This is a genomic window from Pseudomonas sp. DD1 (assembly GCF_044510355.1).
In the GTDB taxonomy this organism is placed as follows: domain Bacteria; phylum Pseudomonadota; class Gammaproteobacteria; order Pseudomonadales; family Pseudomonadaceae; genus Aquipseudomonas; species Aquipseudomonas shahriarae.
Genome location: NZ_MSAJ01000006.1, coordinates 1 through 19,232, shown reverse-complemented (window position 1 = coordinate 19,232; position 19,232 = coordinate 1). Strand labels below are relative to the sequence as shown.

Here is a 19,232-nt window from a genome sequence, read left to right as displayed (position 1 = left end):
AAGCCTTGGTCTGACAAGGAACTTTAAACCTTGGCGGTTGCAGCTAGTCTCAAGGGTACGTCGTCGCGTTATCCACGCTACGACTGGTCACTCATCACCGCCCGCTACCCCGGGCATCACTGAGGTTGCCATGAAAATCCGAGAATTGGCCCAGCAATGGGAAGAAACCGCCAAGGGTCGCCTGACCAAGACCGAATATGCCATCCACCTGGATGTCGAGGCCGCTGCCCGGCTGGCGGCCATCCGCGAGATGTACCCCAAGCGCAGCACCGAGGAATTGCTCGGCGAGCTGATCGGCGCCGCCCTGGAAGAGCTGGAAGCCAGCTTTCCGTATATCCGGGGCCAGCATGTGGTTGCCACCGATGAAGAGGGTGACCCGTTGTATGAAGACGTCGGCCCCACGCCGCGTTTCCTGTCGCTGTCACGGCGCTACCTGCACGATATGTCAGCCACGCCTGACGATCAGAAACACTGATCCACATTCGCTGATAAAAACCATCCCCCTGCGTACCGGGCCTTTCATAGGCCCGGCATACCGCTGCAGCTGGCAAAAGTTCCGATTTTTTATCGCTGACCCCTCAGTCAGATTTGTTCAGATTTTTTTTCGGGCAAATCGCCATCTTTGGCTGAACTATTCAAAAAAGCCTCGGGTCACAGCCAGTAAGCCATCACTTGGAACAGGCGTTTGAAAAGGCACACTGAGCTTCACCGCCAAACGCAGACGCTGAACACCGTAGATGGATTTGATGTTTTTCAGGAGTTATCTAATGGAGTTGAAGACGATGAAGACCAGCACTGCCAAATCCTCGTTTAACCACCTGCGCGGGCTCAAATTGGCCGCGTTGGCAATCGGCACCAGCTTCGTCCTCGCGGGCTGCGCCGGCAACCCGCCGACCGAACAGTACGCAGTGACCCAATCGGCCGTGAACAGCGCTGTAAGCGCTGGCGGTACCGAATACGCTGCCGTGGAAATGAAAGCTGCACAGGACAAGCTCAAGCAAGCCGAGCTGGCCATGCATGACAAGAAATACGACGAAGCCCGTCGTCTGGCCGAGCAGGCTGAGTGGGACGCTCGCGTGGCAGAGCGCAAGGCCCAGGCTGCCAAGGCCGATCTGGCGCTGAAGGATTCTCAGAAGGCTATTGAGGAGCTGCGTAACGAAGGCATGCGCCCTGCTGTGATCCAGCAGAAGTAAGCACCGCCATTGTTTGCATCGCACCCGAAATCGAATTGAAAGGACGAAACCACTATGCGTAAACAATTGATGATCCCTGCCCTGCTGGCGATGAGCGTTGCACTGGCGGCTTGCTCCACCCCGCCTAACGCGAACCTGGAAAACGCACGGACCAACTTCTCGGCCCTGCAAGCCAACCCGCAAGCGACCAAAATCGCCGCCCTGGAAACCAAGGACGCCAGCGAATGGCTGGACAAGGCTGACAAGGCGTACCGCGACAAGGAAGACGAGAAGAAGGTCGACCAACTGGCCTACCTGACCAACCAGCGCGTTGAAGTGGCCAAGGACACCATCGCCCTGCGCGAGTCCGAAGCCAAGCTGAAAAACGCTGGCGACCAACGTGCCCGCGCCCTGCTCGAAGCCCGTGACGCGCAGATCAAGCAACTGCAAAACAGCTTGAACGCCAAGCAGACTGAACGCGGGACCCTGGTGACCTTTGGTGATGTGCTGTTCGCTACCAGCAAGGCTGATCTGAAATCCAGCGGCCTGGTGAACATCAACAAACTGGCGCAATTCCTCCAGGAAAACCCGGATCGTAAAGTCATTATCGAAGGCTACACCGACAGCACCGGCAGCGATGCCTACAACCAGACCTTGTCCGAGCGCCGCGCTACTTCGGTGCAGGTTGCACTGATCAAGATGGGCGTTAACCCAAGCCGCATCGTGACTGCTGGCTACGGCAAGGCATACCCGGTTGCCGATAACGCCAGCGTTTCGGGCCGTGCCATGAACCGCCGCGTTGAAGTGACCATCTCTAACGACAACCAGCCGGTCAAGCCACGTTCTTCGGTTCAATAACCGACTGACAGCTACTGGTCTGAAAGCCCTGCCTGTGTTCCAGGCAGGGCTTTTTTGCATAAGAACTGCGGGCAGACTCTGCGGATCAGCCGAAATTGATTTGGCTGTTGTTCTCTTGAGGCATCTGCATGCCTTGCTGCTGATCGCCACTCATCTGCTTGCGCAGCGGGTCCTCTTCCTCGTTACCACCGCCACTGCCGCCACTGCCCTGGGAGCCGCCTGCACCTCCCGCACCGCCCAACAGTTGCGCCAGGAGTTTCTTCAGCGCTTCAGGGTCCATACCGCCCTGCTGCTGACCGCCTTCGACGCCCTTGCCAACCATATTGCCGGAATCCCCCATGCCGGCGCTGCCGAAGTTGCCGAACCCGCTGCCACCACCGCCTACTCCATTAATACTCATAGTGATACTCCACGTAATTAAGGGTTACTCGTCAGCGCTGCTGACGACCCAATCAGTGGTGTCATACGGAATATGGTTCCAAAAACTACCGGTAGGCTCACTCCTGCAGTTGAGGGGTTTCCTGGCCCATGCAACGCACCGCCTGCTTCTTGCTGTTCACCAGCACGCCCGTCAGCCCCTTTTGCTCGGTATCGAACAGCACCAGCACACCGTCGACGCATTGCGCCACTTGGGGAGCCGGGGTCAGGGAAACTTTGTAGTCCTCGCCGGGCACGGTCTTGAGCATGGTGTAGTCGCTGAGCAGCAACGCATCCTCAGGCTTGGCGAAGTGCAGGTAGCCGTAGTACCACAGGCAGCCAACGGTACCGATGATGGTGCCGATGCCGGTGAGGATCAGGGGGATCATGTTGCGTTCTTCGCTCATTGCGGGCTCTCTGATGATTCGGTTTTAGGATTGGCAGCCGCCGGATAATTGGGAATTTCCCCCAGGCGGCGCAAACCGTTGAAATGCTGCGGATCGTCAAGATAGCGCAGCATTACGGTTTGCCAGGTCTTGTCGGCAAAGGTCTGCACATGCCCGCCCCGGGTCAGTTGCAACACCCTTGGCGGCGGCGCAGCTTGATACAGACGGATGCCGTTGGAAAGCGGCACGATCGGATCATCCAGGCTATGGAACAGCAGTTTCGGCACGCCAGTCAGCTGTGGCATGCCATGGATCGCACTGTCGGCGTCTGGCACCAGCCACGACAACGGCACCTGGAACGGCCATGTTAGCCAGGAAGTGCTCAGGGCGAATTGCCCTACATCACGATAACTGGCAGGCACGCCATCGAGCACCAGCGCCTTGAGCCGGGGCTGTCGCTCGGGGTGCGCGGCCAGGTAATGCACGGCCAACGCCCCGCCCAGGCTCTGGCCGAGGACCACCAGCGGCTGCCCTTGGGTTTCAGGGGCCTGGTCGAGCCACTGGAAGGCGGCATCCAGATCCTTGTAAATGGCCGGCAACGAAGGTTTGCCTTCTGACACGCCATAGCCGCGATAGTCCAGCATCAGCACTTGATAGCCCTGGGCCGGCAACCACCAACTGCCGCCCAGGTGCCCGGAGAGGTTGCCCCCATTACCGTGCAGGTGCAGCACCGTGCCCTTGAGCGGCACGCCCGCCTTGGCTGGCAGCCACCAGGCCCGCAACTTCAGGCCATCGGCGGTGGTCAGGGTGACGTCACGGTATTCCAGGCGCGCCTGCTGTGGACTGAACGGCAGGCCGGGCTCGGGGTAGAACAGCAGCGAGCTGCAGCCATTGAGGGTGAGGAGCAGGCATAGAATGCCGAGGAGTCTCATCCGTTGAAACCTCGCAAATGGGTGGGGACACAACCCTGATAATCAATGAAGACTAACTGTGGGAGCTGGCTGTCAGTTACTCCACCGGTGGCTGACAGACCGCGATCGCAGGCAAGCCTGCTCCCACAGTTGATGGGGTTTGGTCAGAGGATATTGGAGTAATCCGCCTCGATCCGGTCCAGGCTCAGGTGGTTGAGGAAGTTGGAGAAGCACATCCATGCCGACAGCGCGTTCATGTCCCGGAACTGATCCGGCAGGTATTTGGGCGGCACCACCAGGCCTTCGTCCACCAACTGGCGCAAAGTACGCATGTCTTCCAGGGTGGTCTTGCCGCAGAACAACAGCGGCACCTGCTCCAGCTTGCCCTTGCGCACGGCCAGCTGGATATAGTTGTAGACCATGATAAAGCCCTTGAGGTACGACAGATCCTTGGTAAACGGCAGCCCCGTCGGCGTCGAGCCGCGGAACACCCGGCTGGCATTGCCGTAGCTCTCGGCCATTTCAAAGCCTTGCTCGCGGAAGAACTCGAACACCTGCAGGAAATCGGCGCCCTCTTCCACCATATGGATCGCGCGGGTGCGGTTGGTCAGCTTGCGCAGGCGGCTGGGGTAAGAGGCAAAGGTGATGATCTCCATCAAGATTGCCAGGCCTTCCTGGGTCACGGTCGACGACGGTGGGCCCTTGGACAGGAAGGTGCAGATCGGCTGGTTCTGGCCATTGAGGGTGGTGCCCACATGGACCAGCCCTTCGTGCACTTCCAGGGCCCGCACATCCCGCTCGTTGAACATCGCATCGGCGCGGATCTTGATGTAGTCGGCGCCCGCCGCCGCGTCGGCAACGATGCCGTCGGATTCAAACACGCGAATGGTTTCTTCGGCTTCGCCAAACACTTTGTTCAGGCGGCTTTGCAGCAGGCCCACAGCGTCCTTGGCGGTCAGGGTCTTGGCTTCGTCCTTGAGGTCGCCACGACCGTCGATGTTATTCAGGTAGTCGGAAAGCATCAGGCCCAGGTCGGCCAGGGTCGGGTCGCCGGCATGGAATGCATCGGAGGCGGCGCCGTAAAGCTCTTGGGAAATCAGGCCGAAATCCTCGGTGCCACGGGCTTCGAGCATGCGCACCACCATGCGGTACTCCTTGCACATGCGCCGCATGATCTGCCCGACCGGGTTGAACTGGCCCAGTTGGCGGGTGATATCGCGCTCGATGTTCTGGAACTCCAGCTTCACCTTGCTGGAATCGAACGACAGTGGCCGGCTCAGGTAATAGTCGCGGTCCACGGCCGGCATGTGCTTGCCCTTGCCCTGGAGGAAACCCTTGCGAATGTTGTCGTCCCACTTCACGGCGTCGAGGACGCGAATCGGTGTCTGCGCCAGCACAATGCGATCGGACAAGGTGCGTATCGTCTGCTGGTAATCGTCCACCCGGTGCTCCCTCTTTAAACGTTATTTGCCCACACGCTTATAGCGTACGGCTTCGACAAACACATCGGCGTTGGCCGGATCATCCAGGTAAGCCAGGATCTGGCTCATGGGGCTGTCGATCAATATGCCGTCACCTTCGACAGTTTCCACTTGGCTGCCAATCAGGATTTTCTGCGCGATGGCCTGGTTGATTGCCTCGGGGTCGAGGTTGTAGACCACCAGTTCGCGAGCCTCATTCAATTCAAAGCCGGCGAGGATAAAATGCCCACCCAGCTTGTCCGGCAGCGGCGCCGACAGGTACCAGCGGTTGCCGTGGCGGGACACGCTGAACAAATATTCGTCGCGCTTGACCGGTTTGGTTTGCGAAGTGCTCACCGCCTTGTAGCGATGCTGTCCAGCGCGACTGATCTGCAGGTCGAGCGGTTCGCCCCAGGCGTTCCTGCTGGCCCACTTGCCCAGCAGCGCGTCAGGTGCGGCCTCGCTGGCCGGCAGGGGCTCCTTGAAGGTCACCAGGCAGCCGCTCAGGAGCAGCATCACCATTGCGGTCACAACCACACGCCAGGTTTTCATCCATCACTCCACAGCTGTTTTGGGTGGCCCGGCTCCTACACGACTAGACCGAGGCCAGTACCAGGTGCATGTAACGCTTGAGAATCTCGAGCATTTCTTCGCCAGTCAGGGCCTCGGGCTCGAACAGCAGGCCCTGATATTCCATCCGACTGATAATCGCCGTCAACACTTTGGCATCTTGCTGGGGTTCGCGGGAGCCCAATACCTGGAAAAACTGGCAAGTGCCCTGCAACAGAATCTGCTGATGGGAGCGCACCAGGTCGGCCAGGCGCGGGTTCAACAAGGCCTCCTGGCGAAACGCCTGCTCGGCCATCAGGTACTCGCGACGGTTAAGCAGTTGGCGCAGGACGTAATCGGCGGTCAGCCGCGCAATATCATCGGCCAGTTGCGAGCGCGACTCGGCGCTGCCATCACCATAAGCCACCATCTCGCGCAGCAAGCCCTCATTGCGCACCCACAACTTGCCCATGAACGCCGCACTGCGCTCCACGTACTGGGCAAAGGTGTCGGTGAGCAGGTCGTCGATATCCTTGAAGTAGTAGGTGGTCGCCGACAACGGCACACCCGCCTCCGCCGCCACCGCCCGATGGCGCACGGCGCGCACGCCGTCGCGCACGACAATGCGCATCGCCGCATCGAGGATGTCTTGCCGACGCTGCTCGCTGCCCTGGCGACTGGCCTTGCGCCCTTGGTACTGAACACTTTCAGCCACGGCGGCAGCAATGCCAGCGGCGCCTTCTTGAGCCATTACGCGCTTCACGAAAGATCGTCCTCTCCTATCAACAGAAGCCTGGCGCCGTTTGCTTGACGTTAGTTCAGGCCCCACAAAAAAGCCGCCTTATAAAAGGCGGCTTGATGATTTGCTGCGGTTACGCTTGCGGCCGCATATGCGGGAACAAGATGACATCGCGGATCGACGGTGAGTTGGTGAGCAACATCACCAGACGGTCGATACCGATACCCTCACCGGCCGTTGGCGGCATGCCGTACTCCAGCGCGCGCACGAAGTCGGCGTCGTAGTGCATGGCTTCGTCGTCACCGGCGTCCTTGTCGGCCACCTGGGCCATGAAACGCTCGGCCTGGTCTTCCGCGTCGTTAAGCTCGGAGTAGGCGTTGGCGATTTCGCGACCACCGATAAACAGCTCGAAACGGTCGGTGACGTTCGGGTTGTCGTCGTTGCGACGGGCCAGCGGCGACACTTCGAACGGGTACTGAGTGATGAAGTGCGGCTGCTCCAGCTTGTGCTCCACCAGCTCTTCGAAAATCATCACCTGCAGCTTGCCCAGGCCTTCGAAGCCCAGGACCTTGGCCCCGGCTTTCTTGGCGATGGCGCGAGCCTTGTCGATGTCGTTCAGGTCGTCAGCGGTCAGCTCAGGGTTGTACTTGAGGATCGAGTCGAACACCGACAGACGCACGAACGGCTCGCCGAAATGGAACACCTTGTCGCCGTAAGGCACGTCGGTGCTGCCCAGGACCAGTTGCGCCAGCTCGCGGAACAGTTCTTCGGTCAGGTCCATGTTGTCTTCGTAGTCGGCGTAGGCCTGGTAGAACTCCAACATGGTGAATTCCGGGTTGTGACGGGTCGAGACACCTTCGTTACGGAAGTTGCGGTTGATCTCGAACACCTTCTCAAAACCACCCACCACCAGGCGCTTGAGGTACAGCTCCGGCGCGATACGCAGGAACATTTCCAGGTCCAGGGCATTGTGGTGGGTTTCGAACGGCTTGGCTGCGGCGCCGCCCGGGATGGTCTGCAGCATCGGCGTCTCGACTTCGAGGAAGTCACGCGCCATCAGGAAGCTGCGGATGTGCGCGATTACTTGCGAACGCACGCGGAAGGTCTGGCGCACTTCTTCGTTGACGATCAGGTCAACATAGCGCTGGCGATAGCGCTGCTCGGTGTCGGTCAGGCCGTGGTGCTTGTCCGGCAGCGGGCGCAGCGACTTGGTCAGCAGGCGCACGTTGGTCATTTCGACGTACAGGTCGCCCTTGCCGGAACGGGCCAGGGTGCCTTCGGCGGCAATGATGTCGCCCATGTCCCAGGTTTTCACCGAGGCCAGGGTTTCTTCCGGGAGGGTCTTGCGGTTGACGTAGACCTGGATGCGCCCGGTCATGTCCTGGATCACCATGAACGAGCCACGGTTGAGCATGATGCGACCTGCCACCTTGACCGGGATCGCCGCTTCAGCCAGCTCTTCCTTGGTCTTGTCCGCGTACTGCTTCTGCAAGGCATCGCAGTAGTTTTCGCGGCGGAAGTCGTTGGGGAAGGCATTGCCCTTGGCGCGCTCGGCAGCAAGCTTTTCCTTGCGCAGGGCGATCAGGGAGTTTTCTTCCTGTTGCAGGGCCTGGTCGAGTTGTTGGTCGCTCATGTCTTTAAATTTTCCATCACAGGTTCGTTGCCCCCAGGCCTTCGGCCTGGGGATCGCGGGCAAGCCCGCTCCCACAGAGGGTGTTACAGGCCGGACTTCAGGCTCGCTTCCAGGTATTCGTCGATATCGCCGTCGAGTACCTTGTCGCAGTCGCTGCGTTCGATGTTAGTGCGCAGATCCTTGATCCGCGAAGCATCAAGCACATACGAACGGATCTGGTGACCCCAGCCGATATCCGACTTGGTGTCTTCCAGCGCCTGGGAAGCGGCGTTGCGCTTCTGCATTTCCTGCTCGTACAACTTGGCCCGCAGCATTTTCATGGCGGTGTCCTTGTTGGCGTGCTGGGAACGTTCGTTCTGGCAGCTGACCACGGTATTGGTCGGTACGTGGGTGATACGTACGGCCGAGTCAGTGGTGTTTACGTGCTGACCGCCGGCACCGGAGGAACGGTAGGTGTCGATCCGCAGGTCGGCCGGGTTGATCTCGATTTCCACCTTGTCGTCGATCTCTGGGGAGACGAAAACGGCGGAGAACGAAGTGTGGCGACGGTTGCCGGAGTCGAACGGGCTCTTGCGCACCAGGCGGTGTACGCCGATCTCGGTCCGCAGCCAGCCAAAGGCGTATTCACCCTTGATATGCACGGTCGCGCCCTTGATACCGGCGACTTCACCGGCGGACAGCTCCATGATGGTCGCTTCGAAACCGCGTTTGTCGGCCCAGCGCAGGTACATGCGCAGCAGGATGTTGGCCCAGTCCTGGGCTTCGGTGCCACCGGAACCGGCCTGGATATCCAGGTAGGCGTTGTTCGGGTCCATTTCGTGGCTGAACATGCGGCGGAATTCAAGCTTGGCGAGGTTTTCCTCGAGACGGGCCAGCTCGGCGACGACATCGCCCACTGCGCCTTCGTCGTTTTCTTCGACGGCCATGTCCAGCAGGTCGCGGCAATCGCCCAGACCGGTGTTCAACTCGTCGAGGGTGTCGACGATCTGCGCCAGCGCAGCGCGCTCGCGGCCCAGTTCCTGGGCGTATTCAGGTTTGTTCCAGACAGCCGGATCTTCAAGCTCGCGATTGACTTCGGTCAGACGCTCATGCTTTTGATCGTAGTCAAAGATACCCCCGAATAGTTTCGGAGCGCTCGGACAGGTCCTTGATGGTGTTCAGGATCGGGTTGATTTCCATGGCGGGCAGCACTCGTTGGCGAACTTTTGAAAGCCGGCGAGTATAACGGCAAAAGGCTGGAAACGGCAGTCCGCTTGGCCGAAAAGGCCGGGTTTGTGTGATATCTACAGGACGATAACGATCAAAGGTGGGAGCGGGCTCCCACATTGGGTTGGCGGTGTCCTGCAGGCTATTCGATCCCCACCTGGTTGCGCCCATTATGCTTGGCCAGATACAACCCCTTGTCCGCCGCCGAGATCAATTGCCGGCAATCAGTCCCCAGCAACGGCGTCATGGTCGCCAGGCCAATGCTGATGGTCAGGCTCGCCCCTTCAGAGGGTGCGATATGCGGGATTTTCAACGCGGCAACAGCCTGGCGCAGTTTCTCCGCCACCAACCGCGCACCGCCCGGCGAGGTGTTCGGCAACACCAGGGCAAACTCCTCGCCCCCGTAGCGCGCCGGCAGGTCCGAAGGACGGCTGCTGGCGTCACGGATGCTCGCCGCCACCTTACGCAGCGCCTCGTCTCCTTCCAGGTGGCCAAAGCTGTCGTTGTAGGTCTTGAAGAAGTCCACGTCGATCATCAACAACGACAACTGGGTCTGGTCCCGCATGGCGCGCCGCCATTCCAGCTCCAGGTATTCGTCGAAATGCCGGCGGTTGGACAGTCCGGTCAAACCGTCGGAGTTCATCAACCGCTGCAGCACCAGGTTGGTGTCCAGCAGTTGTTGCTGGCTGACCCGCAATGCACGGTAGGCCGCATCCCGCTGCAACAGGGTCATGTAGGAGCGCGAGTGGTAGCGGATACGCGCCACCAGTTCGATGTTGTCCGGCAGTTTCACCAGGTAATCATTGGCCCCGGCGGCAAACGCGGCGCTCTTGATCAGCGGGTCTTCCTTGGTCGAGAGCACGATGATCGGGATGTTCTGCGTCGCCGGGTGGTTGCGGTATTCGCGCACCAGGGTCAGGCCGTCCAGCCCGGGCATGACCAGGTCCTGGAGAATCACCGTCGGCTTGATGCGGATCGCCTGGGAGATGGCCTGGTGGGGGTCGGCACAGAAGTGGAAGTCGATATTCTCCTCATGGGCCAGACCGCGTCGCACGGCTTCGCCGATCATCGCCTGGTCGTCCACCAGCAACACCATGGCGGCGTTCTCGTCGGTCTTGAAGTCGTCGAGCTGTAAATCATTCATTTGCGGTCACCTGAATTACTACGTGCAGGCCAGGACAGCGAGTTATATCGGTCATTTTGCGAATACCTCCAGCAATCGTGGCGCAATTCTGTCCAACGGGCGAATCTCAACAGCGGCATCAATCGCCGCCGCCGCTTTGGGCATGCCGTAAACCGCACAGCTCTGCTGATCCTGAGCGATGGTCAGATAGCCTTGCTGACGCATCAATTTGAGTCCCTGGGCTCCGTCGCGTCCCATGCCGGTCAGTAATACGCCGACGGCATCGCCGTTCCAATGGCTGGCGACGCTCTCGAAAAACACGTCGATGGACGGCCGATAAATCTCGTTCACGGGTTCCGCCGTGTAGGCCAACGTGCCGTTTTTCAGCAGCCGGATATGATGATTGGTGCCGGCCAGCAATACCACGCCGCTTTGCGGTGGCTCACCTTCGCGTGCCAGGCGCACCGGCAGGCCCGAGGCGCTGCTCAGCCACTCGGCCATGCCGGCGGCGAATACCTGGTCCACATGCTGCACCAGCACAATGGCTGCCGCAAAGTCCCGAGGCAAGCCCTTGAGCAGGGTTTCCAGCGCCGCCGGGCCGCCCGCCGAAGAGCCGATCGCGACCAGGCTCTGGCGCTTGCCCGTCCCCCGCGGATGCACAGGTTCGGCCCGCACCCGGCTGCCGCGCTGGCCGATCAGCCAGCCAATATTAAGGATCTTGCGCAACAGGGGCGCGGCCGCCTCCTTGGCATCGCCAACCCCCAATGCCGGGGTGTCCACCACATCCAGGGCACCATGGCCCATGGCTTCAAACACGCGGCTGACATTCTGCTGGCGATCCACGGTAACGATAACGATAGCGCATGGCGTCTCGGCCATGATCTGCCGGGTGGCCTCGACGCCGTCCATCACCGGCATGATCAGGTCCATCAGGATCAGGTCCGGGGTCAGCTCGGCACAGCGCTGCACCGCTTCCAGGCCATTGGTGGCAACCCACACTACTTGATGGGCCGGTTCGAAGCTCAAGGCCCGGCGCAAGGCCTCGACCGCCAGGGGCATGTCATTGACGATGGCGATCTTCATGCCCGGGCGCCTCCAATCAGTTCCACCACCGCATCGAGCAGGGCGTCATCATGGAAACTGGCCTTGGCCAGGTAATAGTCGGCGCCGGCATCCAGGCCGCGCCGCCGGTCTTCTTCACGATCCTTGTAGGACACCACCATCACCGGCAGCGACTGCAGGCGAGTGTCACGGCGTAAAAGTGTGACCAATTCGATACCGTCCATGCGTGGCATATCAATGTCAGTAATCAGCAGGTCGAAGTCTTCGGAACGCAGAGCATTCCAGCCATCCATGCCATCAACGGCGACCGCCACCTCATATCCACGATTAAGTAATAGCTTGCGCTGCAGTTCACGCACGGTAAGCGAGTCATCCACCACCAGGATGCGCTTGCGCGTGGCCTCGACGGTTTGCTGCGCGCGGCGGGCAATGCGTTCCAGGCGGCCGGTGTTGAGCAGCTTGTCCACCGAGCGCAGCATGTCTTCGACATCGACGATCAACACCACCGAGCCGTCATCCAGCAGCGCACCGGCAGAAATGTCCTGCACCTTGCCCAGGCGATCGTCCAGCGGCAGCACCACCAGGGTGCGCTCGCCGATAAAACGCTCTACGGCAATCCCGTACACCGCATCGCGCTCGCGGATTACCACGACCTTGAGGGTATCCTGGCTGGTCTGCCCGGGCGGGCGCTGCAACAACTGGCTGGCCGCGACCAGGCCGACATGCCGGCCTTCGTGCCAGAAATGCTGGCGGCCTTCCAGTTGCACGATTTCGTCGGGTTCCAGGTCGCACATGCGCTCGATATGGGCCAGGGGGAAGGCGTAGGCTTCTTCGCCAACCTCCACCACCAGGCTACGCACCACCGACAAGGTCAGCGGCACTTCCAGATGGAAGCGGCTGCCCTGCCCTGCCGTCTGCTCCAGTACCACCGCACCGCGCAGTTGGCGGACCATGTGTTGCACCGCATCCAGGCCGACACCGCGCCCGGAGACTTCGGTCACCTTGTCGCGCAGGCTGAAGCCCGGCAGGAACAGGAAGGTCAGCAATTCCTCTTCGCTCAGGCGCAAGGCGGTTTCCAGTGGCGACAGATTGCGCTCGACAATACTGTCGCGCAGGCGCGCAAGGTCCACGCCGTTACCGTCATCACTCAATTCCAGTACCAACAGGCCAGCCTGGTGCGAGGCACGCAGGCGGATCAGGCCTTCGGCCGGCTTGCCCGCCAGCAGGCGCTGCTCGGGCATCTCAATGCCGTGATCGACGGCATTGCGCAACAAATGGGTCAGCGGCGCTTCGAGTTTTTCCAGGACATCACGGTCAACCTGAGTCTTCTCGCCTTCGATTTCCAGGCGCACCTGCTTGCCCAGGCTGCGGCCCAGGTCGCGCACCATGCGCGCCTGTCCCGCCAGCACATCGGCAAACGGGCGCATGCGGCACGCCAGCGCGGTGTCATACAACACCTGGGCGCGCTGCCCGGCCTGCCAGCCGAACTCATCCAGTTCGGCGGTCTTTTCCGCCAGCAGCAACTGCGCTTCGCTCAACAGGCGGCGGGCATCGGCCAGGGCTTCCTGGGCTTCGAGGTTCAGGTCGACGGTCTTGAGCTGGCCATCCAGGTTGTCCAGGGCCCGGGCGCTATTGCTTTGGATGCGCTTGAGGCGTTGCAGGCTGGACAGGTAAGGCTTGAGCCGCTGGGTTTCCACCAGGGATTTGCTGGACAGGTCCAACAGGCTGTTCAAGCGCTCGGCGGTGACCCGCAACACCCGCTCGCCGCCTTCGGTCATACGTTTGTTGTGGCGCGGCGCATCACTGCTGACCGGCGGCGCGGCCTCCGGCTCCGGGGGCAATAGCAGCGATTCTTCAAGGGACGGCAGCGGCTGCGCGAGCGGCGCAGCCACGGGCGGCGGTGCAACCACCTGGGCCATGGGTTGCGACGGGTCCAGCAAGCGTTCCATCAGCGCCACATACGCCTGGATATCGGCCGGGCCCACGGTGTTACCCGGTGTGGCGATGCGCATCAGCAGGTCGGTGCCCTGCAACAACGCGTCGATATGTTCGGGTTGCAGAAACAGCCGGCTTTCCTGGGCGCTGACCAGGCAGTCTTCCATCACGTGAGCCACGCTGACGCCAGCATCGACCCCGACAATCCGCGCCGCGCCTTTGAGCGAATGCGCCGCGCGCATGCACGCCTCAAGTTGGTCGGCCTGGGTCGGGTTGCGTTCCAGGGCCAGCAGGCCGGCACTCAGGACCTGGGTCTGGGCATCGGCTTCCAGGCTGAACAGTTCCAGCAGCGAGGCGTCGCGCATCTGGTCGGGGGTCATGACAGGCTCCGGGTCACGGCAGACAGCAGTTGCGTCTCGTCCAGCCAGCGCAGGCTCCGGCCCTTGAACGGCAACACACCCTGGGTGTAGCGCGCACTGGCCTGGGTGCCGGAGGCAGACGCGGCTTTCAGGGTGCGCTCATCAATGGCATGGATGCCATCCACTTCATCCACCGGCACCACTACCGGGCCATCCTGCGCGGCGATGATCAGCATGCGCGGCATGATCCGCCCGCCACTGGCGCCGCCGCCGCTGCTGTCGAGCCCGAGCAACTCCACCAGAGACAGGCAGGCCACCAGCGCACCGCGCACATTGGCGACCCCGAGCAAGGCCCGCGAGCGCTGGTGGGGCAAGGAATGGATCGGCTGCAGGGGCGCCACTTCCACCAGGCAGCGGGTGGCGATGCCCAGCCATTCCTCGCCCAGGCGGAACATCAGCAAGGACCGGGCGGCCACCTCGTCGTCCGCCTGTGTCGCAGCGCCAGGGTGACGGTCCTCTTGCTGCAATGCATAGCGATCCAGCAGGCGGGTGGCCGCTGCCGAATACACCGCACAATTGCGGCAGTGGATATGCTCGGCCAGCAACGGGCAGGATTTATCGCCGTGGATCCCGATGCGGTTCCAGCAATCGTCAATGGCCTGGGTATCGGCGACCGTCAGGTTCAGGCCGGTGTCCGGGGATGCGGAGCTACTCATCGTTTACGCTCACTGTCAGCGGCTCGCTCGCTACGGGCAGCACGGGCTTGCAAGCGCCGCGCCCCCGCCGTATCGCCCTGGGATTCCAGCAGTGCGGCCAGGTGCATCAAGGCCTGCGGATGCTGGGGTTCCAGGTACAAGGCTTTTCGATAATACCCCTGGGCTTCCAGGGCGCTACCCGCCACATCGCTGAGCAGGCCCAGCCAGTAAAACACCTGGGCCGCCGGCGGATGAGTTTGCAGGTACAGCTCACAGGCAGCACGGGCCTCAAGGCTCTTGCCTTCATTGGCCAGGGTTGCGATCTGCCCGAGCAGATCGGCAGCATCCGAATGCACCGGCGCAGGCTTGATCGGCGCCACCGGCGCTGCGAATGCACTGAATGCTCGCGGTTTACTCGCAATCGGCGCTGCGCTGCGTTGCGGCAGCGGCGCCGGCATGGGGGTAAAGACCGGCTCAGGCGGCGCGGCTTCGGCGTGGCGACTGAAGGCAAACGACTGCGGCACACCAATCGAGCGCATGCCCAGGCGTCCCAGCAGGCTGCCTTCGGCCGGGCCGATAAACAGCACGCCGTCGACATGGGTCAGGCCCTTGAGCACTTCAAAGACCTGCTTCTGGGTCGGCTGGTCGAAGTAGATCAGCAGGTTGCGGCAGAACACAAAGTCATAAGTCGGCTCATTGGCCAGCAACTGCGGGTCCAGCAGGTTGCCCACTTGCAGGCGCACTTGCTCACGCACCCGGTCGGCGACGCGATAGCCGTCGCTCTCGGCGCTGAAATGCCGCTCACGAAACTCGAGGTCCTGGCCACGGAAGGAGTTCTTGCCATACACCCCGCGCCGCGCCCGCTCCACCGACAATGGGCTGACGTCCATGCCTTGCACCTTGAACTGGTGGGGCGAAAGGCCCGCATCGAGCAGGGCCATGGCGATGGAATAGGGTTCCTCGCCGGTGGAACACGGCAAGCTGAGAATGCGCAGGGCGCGCATATGCTTGATTTCGCCCAGCCGTGTCACCGCCAGCCGCGCCAGGGTGGCAAAGGATTCGGGATAACGGAAAAACCAGGTTTCGGGAACGATGACCGCTTCGATCAGCGCCTGTTGTTCCTCGCTGCTGGTTTGCAGGCGTTGCCAGTACTGATCGGCACTCAGCCCCTGCAACGCCTGGCTGCGCTGGCGCACGGCGCGCTCGATGATGGCTTCGCCCACCGAGGCGACATCCAGGCCGATGCGCTCCTTGAGGAAGTCGAAGAAGCGTTGATCATTGCTCATCACGCCTCCCCAACGGTCAGGTCGGGGGCAAACAGCAAAGCGCAGACCTCGGGGGTCAGCAGGTCGGCGACGCCGATCCACTGCATCAGCCCCCGCTCGTCTTCGCGCACCGGCCCCAGGTAGGGCGCCTGGCGATTGTCCAGGCCGTAGGGCTGGAAGTCCGCCGGGTCGCAGCGCAGGGTGTCAGTGGCCTGCTCGAGGATCAGCCCCAGCCAGCGCGGCTCCAGCCAGGTTTCTGGCCGATAGTTGACCAATACCAGACGCGTACTGGTGCGGGCCTGGGCCGATGTACCAAAGGTCAGGGCGCTGAGGTCGATCACCGGCACCATGTTGCCGCGATGGGCAAAGATCCCGGCGACCCACACCGGCGCATGGGCGATCGGCTTGAGCGGCAGGCGCGGCAGCACCTCGGCCACTTCCGTGGCCTTGAGGGCGTAGCGCTCGCTGCCGATATGAAACACCAGGAACAAGGCTTTTTTGGCTGCCGTCACCGCGCCGCGTTTCGCCGCTGGATCGCTCATCAGACTTTAAAACGCGACACGCCGCTGCGCAGACCCACCGCAACCTGGCTCAGTTCATCAATGGCAAAACTGGCCTGGCGCAGGGACTCCACGGTCTGGCTGCTGGCATCGCCCAATTGCACCAAGGCATGGTTGATCTGCTCGGCCCCCGTGGCCTGGGCCTGCATGCCCTCGTTGACCATCAGCACCCGCGGCGCCAGGGCCTGGACCTGATGGATGATCTGCGACAGTTGCTCGCCGACCTGCTGCACCTCGAACATCCCGCGACGGACCTCTTCGGAGAACTTGTCCATGCCCATCACGCCGGCCGATACCGCCGATTGGATCTCGCGCACCATCTGCTCGATATCGTAGGTGGCCACGGCGGTCTGGTCGGCCAGGCGCCTTACTTCGGTGGCGACCACGGCAAAGCCGCGCCCGTACTCACCGGCCTTTTCGGCCTCGATGGCGGCGTTGAGGGACAGCAGGTTGGTCTGGTCGGCTACCTTGACGATGGTCACGACCACCTGGTTGATGTTGCCGGCCTTCTCGTTGAGGATCGCCAGCTTGGCGTTGACCAGATCGGCGGCACCCATCACCGAGTGCATGGTTTCTTCCATTCGGGCCAGGCCTTGCTGGCCGGAACCGGCGGCCACCGAGGCCTGGTCGGCGGCGGTAGACACTTCGGTCATGGTGCGCACCAGGTCCTTGGACGTGGCAGCAATTTCCCGCGAGGTGGCGCCGATTTCGGTGGTAGTAGCGGCCGTTTCGGTAGCCGTGGCCTGTTGCTGCTTGGAGGTGGCGGCAATCTCGGTCACCGAGGTGGTGACCTGCACCGACGAACGCTGGGCCTGGGATACCAGGGCGGTCAGCTCGGTCATCATGTCATTGAAGCCGGTTTCCACTGCACCGAACTCGTCCTTGCGGTCCAGGTTCAGGCGCTTGCTCAGATCGCCGGTGCGCATGGTTTCGAGGATATCGACGATGCGCTTCATCGGCGCCATGATCGCGCGCATCAGCAGCAGCCCGCACAGGCCGGCGGCGAGGATCGCCAGGAGCAGCGACACGCCCATACTGATTTTCGCGGCAGCCACAGCATCATCAATGGCCGCGGTGGCGTTGTCCGCGACTGTTTTGTTCTCGTTGATGATGTCATTGAGCTTCATGCGCCCTGCGGTCCAGGCCGGGGTCAATTGCTCGTCGAACATTTTGACCGCTTCGGCTTCCTTGTTGGCCGCATGCAGCTCCAGGACGTGGGCAAGTACTTGGTTGTACTTCAGGTGCAGGGCTTCAAAGGTGTCGAACTCGGTACGATCCTGGTCGATATTGATCGTCTTGGCGTAACTGGCCATATGCTGCTCCAGCCGCGCCTCGAACGCCTTGTAATCCTGCTTATCCGCGTCGGAAATGCCCAGGTGCTCGCGCAACCCGATCAACTCCTGGGTCTGCAGGTAGCTGTCGACCCAGGCGCTACGGATCATCGAGCTGAAAAACACCCCCGGTACGGCATCGTCGCGTACCACGTTTTCGCTCGCTTCGATCTTCAGCAACCGTGAATACGAGACCACAACCATCAGCAGCATGATGGCGATAATCACCGCAAAGCTCGCCAAGATGCGTTGGCGCAAGGTCCAGTTCTTCACAGTAATTCCTCGAAGGCCGATCAAATGCCGAGGAGTATAGCTGAGGCCGTGCCATCATTTATCAATGGGTTGTGGGCCAAGTCTCACGAAATATAAAAACACCCCGCAACCTGGACGGTGACGGGGTGGTTTTCTGTACGGGGCGGGTCAGAGCGTGGCTTGGCGTACCTGTTTTTCCAGTTCGATCTTGAGGCCCGGCTCCAGCTTCAGCTGGCGGGCCAATTCGTCGAGGTAGGACTTCTCCATGAAGTTCTCCTCGTCCACCAGCATGACGCTGGCGATGTACATTTCGGCGGCCATTTCCGGGGTGCTGGCAGCGCGGGCGACATCGGTGGGATCCAGGGGTTTGTTGAGTTCGGCATGCAGCCAGCGTTGCAGTTCCTGGTCGTTGTCCAGCTTGACGAATTCGCCTTCGATCAACGCACGCTCGCGCTCGTCCACATGGCCGTCGGCCTTGGCGGCGGCCACCAGGGCCTTGAGGATGGCCTGGCTATGCAGTTCGACCTGGGCCGGTGGCAGGCGGTCGAGGGTCTGCGGTTCGCCTTTGGGCGCGCCGGCCTGTTGTGCCTGCCAGTTGCCGTAGGCCTTGTAGGCAATCACGCCTAATGCGGCAAGACCACCATAGGTGAGGGCTTTACCGCCAAAGTTGCGGGCCTTTTTGTTGCCCAATAGCAGGCCCATGGCCCCGGCGGCCAATGCCCCGCCACCTGCGCCACCGAGCAGGCTGCCGAGCCCGCCACCGCCGAGCAGGCCGCCCAAGGCACCTTTGTCATCGCCTTTGCGTTGACCGCCAGTTTTGTTTTGCAGCATGTCCTGGCCGGACTTGAGCAACTGATCAAGCAATCCACGGGTATTCATTCATAGCCTCCAGAGACTTGGGTTCATAGGGTTGATAGGCCTTCAGCGTAAAACTAAGTGCCAATAATCCTGGATATAGAGTGCTTCCAGATGTAACTCAGTTTTTTTGGAGTGGGGGCGGTGGAGTACATATCCGTTGCTGCGGTCACGGCCACTTAGGGTTCCGCCCTTACGGCGGGTCACTTTTGGAAAAGAGCCCCAAAAGTAACCAAAAGGGCTCTTGCCCCACCACTCGGCACCTCGCCCAGGCTCGGTGTGCCCGTCATCCGACATTGATTTGGGGGGCCGCCGCGATGGGCCATCCATGGCCCAGCGCGGCTAACCCGGCGTCCTGCCGGGTTACCCCCCAAATCAATATCGGATGACGGCCAGCGTGGTTTAACGGGGCGCCTCAGATCAAAAGCAAAGCGAGGCGGCCTGACAGCCGACCTGATCGTCGA

Annotated in this window: 19 protein-coding genes; 3 read left to right on the top strand and 16 right to left on the bottom strand. The window is 61.5% G+C overall.

All coding sequences use genetic code 11. The annotated features are described in order from the left end of the window. The first annotated feature begins 130 nt into the window (after positions 1–130). From PSFL_RS04985 to PSFL_RS04975, 3 genes are all read left to right on the top strand, one after another. On the top strand, positions 131–475 hold the full coding sequence (locus PSFL_RS04985) for a hypothetical protein (RefSeq protein WP_057441782.1): 345 nt from the start codon (positions 131–133) through the stop codon (positions 473–475). Positions 476–767: 292 nt separating this feature from the next. Further along, positions 768–1,193 carry a DUF4398 domain-containing protein gene (locus PSFL_RS04980; protein WP_057441784.1) on the top strand — a complete coding sequence of 142 codons (426 nt, stop codon included), beginning with the start codon at positions 768–770 and terminating at the stop codon, positions 1,191–1,193. A 54-nt stretch (positions 1,194–1,247) separates the two neighbouring features. Then, positions 1,248–2,030: an OmpA family protein gene (locus tag PSFL_RS04975; protein ID WP_198849041.1), complete on the top strand. Its 783-nt coding sequence runs from the start codon at positions 1,248–1,250 to the stop codon at positions 2,028–2,030. 85 nt (positions 2,031–2,115) lie between these two features. On the opposite strand, the gene PSFL_RS04970 is transcribed toward PSFL_RS04975, so the two are convergent. The 16 genes from PSFL_RS04970 to PSFL_RS04895 form a co-directional block, all read right to left on the bottom strand. After that, positions 2,116–2,430: a hypothetical protein gene (locus PSFL_RS04970; protein WP_057445117.1), complete on the bottom strand. Its 315-nt coding sequence runs from the start codon at positions 2,428–2,430 to the stop codon at positions 2,116–2,118. A 97-nt stretch (positions 2,431–2,527) separates the two neighbouring features. Further along, complete coding sequence (locus PSFL_RS04965; protein WP_057441790.1) at positions 2,528–2,854, bottom strand: hypothetical protein; 327 nt, start codon at positions 2,852–2,854, stop codon at positions 2,528–2,530. Further along, positions 2,851–3,765, bottom strand: a complete 915-nt coding sequence (locus PSFL_RS04960) for an alpha/beta hydrolase (protein ID WP_273872660.1) — start codon at positions 3,763–3,765, stop codon at positions 2,851–2,853. Before PSFL_RS04960 ends, PSFL_RS04965 begins: the two co-directional genes overlap by 4 nt. A 143-nt stretch (positions 3,766–3,908) precedes the next feature. After that, positions 3,909–5,186 (bottom strand): flavohemoglobin expression-modulating QEGLA motif protein, encoded by a 1,278-nt coding sequence (locus PSFL_RS04955; protein WP_397469779.1) that lies wholly within the window; start codon positions 5,184–5,186, stop codon positions 3,909–3,911. 21 nt (positions 5,187–5,207) lie between these two features. Further along, positions 5,208–5,756, bottom strand: coding sequence for a hypothetical protein (locus tag PSFL_RS04950; RefSeq protein ID WP_397469778.1), 549 nt, complete (start codon positions 5,754–5,756; stop codon positions 5,208–5,210). Between the two features lie 43 nt (positions 5,757–5,799). Beyond that, a complete protein-coding gene (locus PSFL_RS04945; protein WP_081044192.1) occupies positions 5,800–6,516 on the bottom strand; it encodes a TetR/AcrR family transcriptional regulator in 717 nt (238 codons plus the stop codon). A gap of 109 nt (positions 6,517–6,625) precedes the next feature. Beyond that, complete coding sequence (gene lysS, locus PSFL_RS04940; protein ID WP_057441798.1) at positions 6,626–8,125, bottom strand: lysine--tRNA ligase; 1,500 nt, start codon at positions 8,123–8,125, stop codon at positions 6,626–6,628. An 83-nt stretch (positions 8,126–8,208) separates the two neighbouring features. Further along, a protein-coding gene (gene prfB, locus PSFL_RS04935; protein WP_115127508.1) for a peptide chain release factor 2 occupies positions 8,209–9,304 on the bottom strand; the annotation gives its coding sequence in 2 pieces (ribosomal slippage) (positions 8,209–9,231 and positions 9,233–9,304; 1,095 coding nt in all). A 169-nt stretch (positions 9,305–9,473) separates the two neighbouring features. Then, entirely contained in the window at positions 9,474–10,475 is a 1,002-nt protein-coding gene (locus tag PSFL_RS04930) for a diguanylate cyclase (protein WP_057441800.1), read from the bottom strand. Between the two features lie 51 nt (positions 10,476–10,526). After that, entirely contained in the window at positions 10,527–11,537 is a 1,011-nt protein-coding gene (locus PSFL_RS04925; protein WP_057441802.1) for a chemotaxis response regulator protein-glutamate methylesterase, read from the bottom strand. Continuing rightward, positions 11,534–13,831, bottom strand: coding sequence for a hybrid sensor histidine kinase/response regulator (locus PSFL_RS04920; RefSeq protein ID WP_200656641.1), 2,298 nt, complete (start codon positions 13,829–13,831; stop codon positions 11,534–11,536). Before PSFL_RS04920 ends, PSFL_RS04925 begins: the two co-directional genes overlap by 4 nt. Next, a complete protein-coding gene (locus PSFL_RS04915) occupies positions 13,828–14,526 on the bottom strand; it encodes a chemotaxis protein CheW (RefSeq protein WP_397469777.1) in 699 nt (232 codons plus the stop codon). Before PSFL_RS04915 ends, PSFL_RS04920 begins: the two co-directional genes overlap by 4 nt. Then, positions 14,523–15,791 (bottom strand): protein-glutamate O-methyltransferase CheR, encoded by a 1,269-nt coding sequence (locus PSFL_RS04910; protein ID WP_057958667.1) that lies wholly within the window; start codon positions 15,789–15,791, stop codon positions 14,523–14,525. Before PSFL_RS04910 ends, PSFL_RS04915 begins: the two co-directional genes overlap by 4 nt. Then, positions 15,791–16,312, bottom strand: a complete 522-nt coding sequence (locus PSFL_RS04905; protein WP_057441807.1) for a chemotaxis protein CheW — start codon at positions 16,310–16,312, stop codon at positions 15,791–15,793. The genes PSFL_RS04910 and PSFL_RS04905 overlap by 1 nt, the downstream gene beginning before the upstream one ends. Further along, positions 16,312–17,934 carry a methyl-accepting chemotaxis protein gene (locus tag PSFL_RS04900; protein ID WP_169960732.1) on the bottom strand — a complete coding sequence of 541 codons (1,623 nt, stop codon included), beginning with the start codon at positions 17,932–17,934 and terminating at the stop codon, positions 16,312–16,314. Before PSFL_RS04900 ends, PSFL_RS04905 begins: the two co-directional genes overlap by 1 nt. Before the next feature lie 147 nt (positions 17,935–18,081). Further along, entirely contained in the window at positions 18,082–18,792 is a 711-nt protein-coding gene (locus tag PSFL_RS04895) for a tellurite resistance TerB family protein (protein ID WP_057441810.1), read from the bottom strand. Positions 18,793–19,232: the final 440 nt, after the last annotated feature.

Coding starts and splice junctions, on each gene's coding strand:
- PSFL_RS04985 (WP_057441782.1), top strand. CDS start 131: ATGAAAATCCGAGAATTGGCCCAGCAATGGGAAGAAACCGCCAAGGGT.
- PSFL_RS04980 (WP_057441784.1), top strand. CDS start 768: ATGGAGTTGAAGACGATGAAGACCAGCACTGCCAAATCCTCGTTTAAC.
- PSFL_RS04975 (WP_198849041.1), top strand. CDS start 1,248: ATGCGTAAACAATTGATGATCCCTGCCCTGCTGGCGATGAGCGTTGCA.
- PSFL_RS04970 (WP_057445117.1), bottom strand. CDS start 2,430: ATGAGTATTAATGGAGTAGGCGGTGGTGGCAGCGGGTTCGGCAACTTC.
- PSFL_RS04965 (WP_057441790.1), bottom strand. CDS start 2,854: ATGAGCGAAGAACGCAACATGATCCCCCTGATCCTCACCGGCATCGGC.
- PSFL_RS04960 (WP_273872660.1), bottom strand. CDS start 3,765: ATGAGACTCCTCGGCATTCTATGCCTGCTCCTCACCCTCAATGGCTGC.
- PSFL_RS04950 (WP_397469778.1), bottom strand. CDS start 5,756: ATGAAAACCTGGCGTGTGGTTGTGACCGCAATGGTGATGCTGCTCCTG.
- lysS (WP_057441798.1), bottom strand. CDS start 8,125: ATGAGCGACCAACAACTCGACCAGGCCCTGCAACAGGAAGAAAACTCC.
- PSFL_RS04930 (WP_057441800.1), bottom strand. CDS start 10,475: ATGAATGATTTACAGCTCGACGACTTCAAGACCGACGAGAACGCCGCC.
- PSFL_RS04925 (WP_057441802.1), bottom strand. CDS start 11,537: ATGAAGATCGCCATCGTCAATGACATGCCCCTGGCGGTCGAGGCCTTG.
- PSFL_RS04920 (WP_200656641.1), bottom strand. CDS start 13,831: ATGACCCCCGACCAGATGCGCGACGCCTCGCTGCTGGAACTGTTCAGC.
- PSFL_RS04915 (WP_397469777.1), bottom strand. CDS start 14,526: ATGAGTAGCTCCGCATCCCCGGACACCGGCCTGAACCTGACGGTCGCC.
- PSFL_RS04910 (WP_057958667.1), bottom strand. CDS start 15,791: ATGAGCAATGATCAACGCTTCTTCGACTTCCTCAAGGAGCGCATCGGC.
- PSFL_RS04905 (WP_057441807.1), bottom strand. CDS start 16,312: ATGAGCGATCCAGCGGCGAAACGCGGCGCGGTGACGGCAGCCAAAAAA.
- PSFL_RS04895 (WP_057441810.1), bottom strand. CDS start 18,792: ATGAATACCCGTGGATTGCTTGATCAGTTGCTCAAGTCCGGCCAGGAC.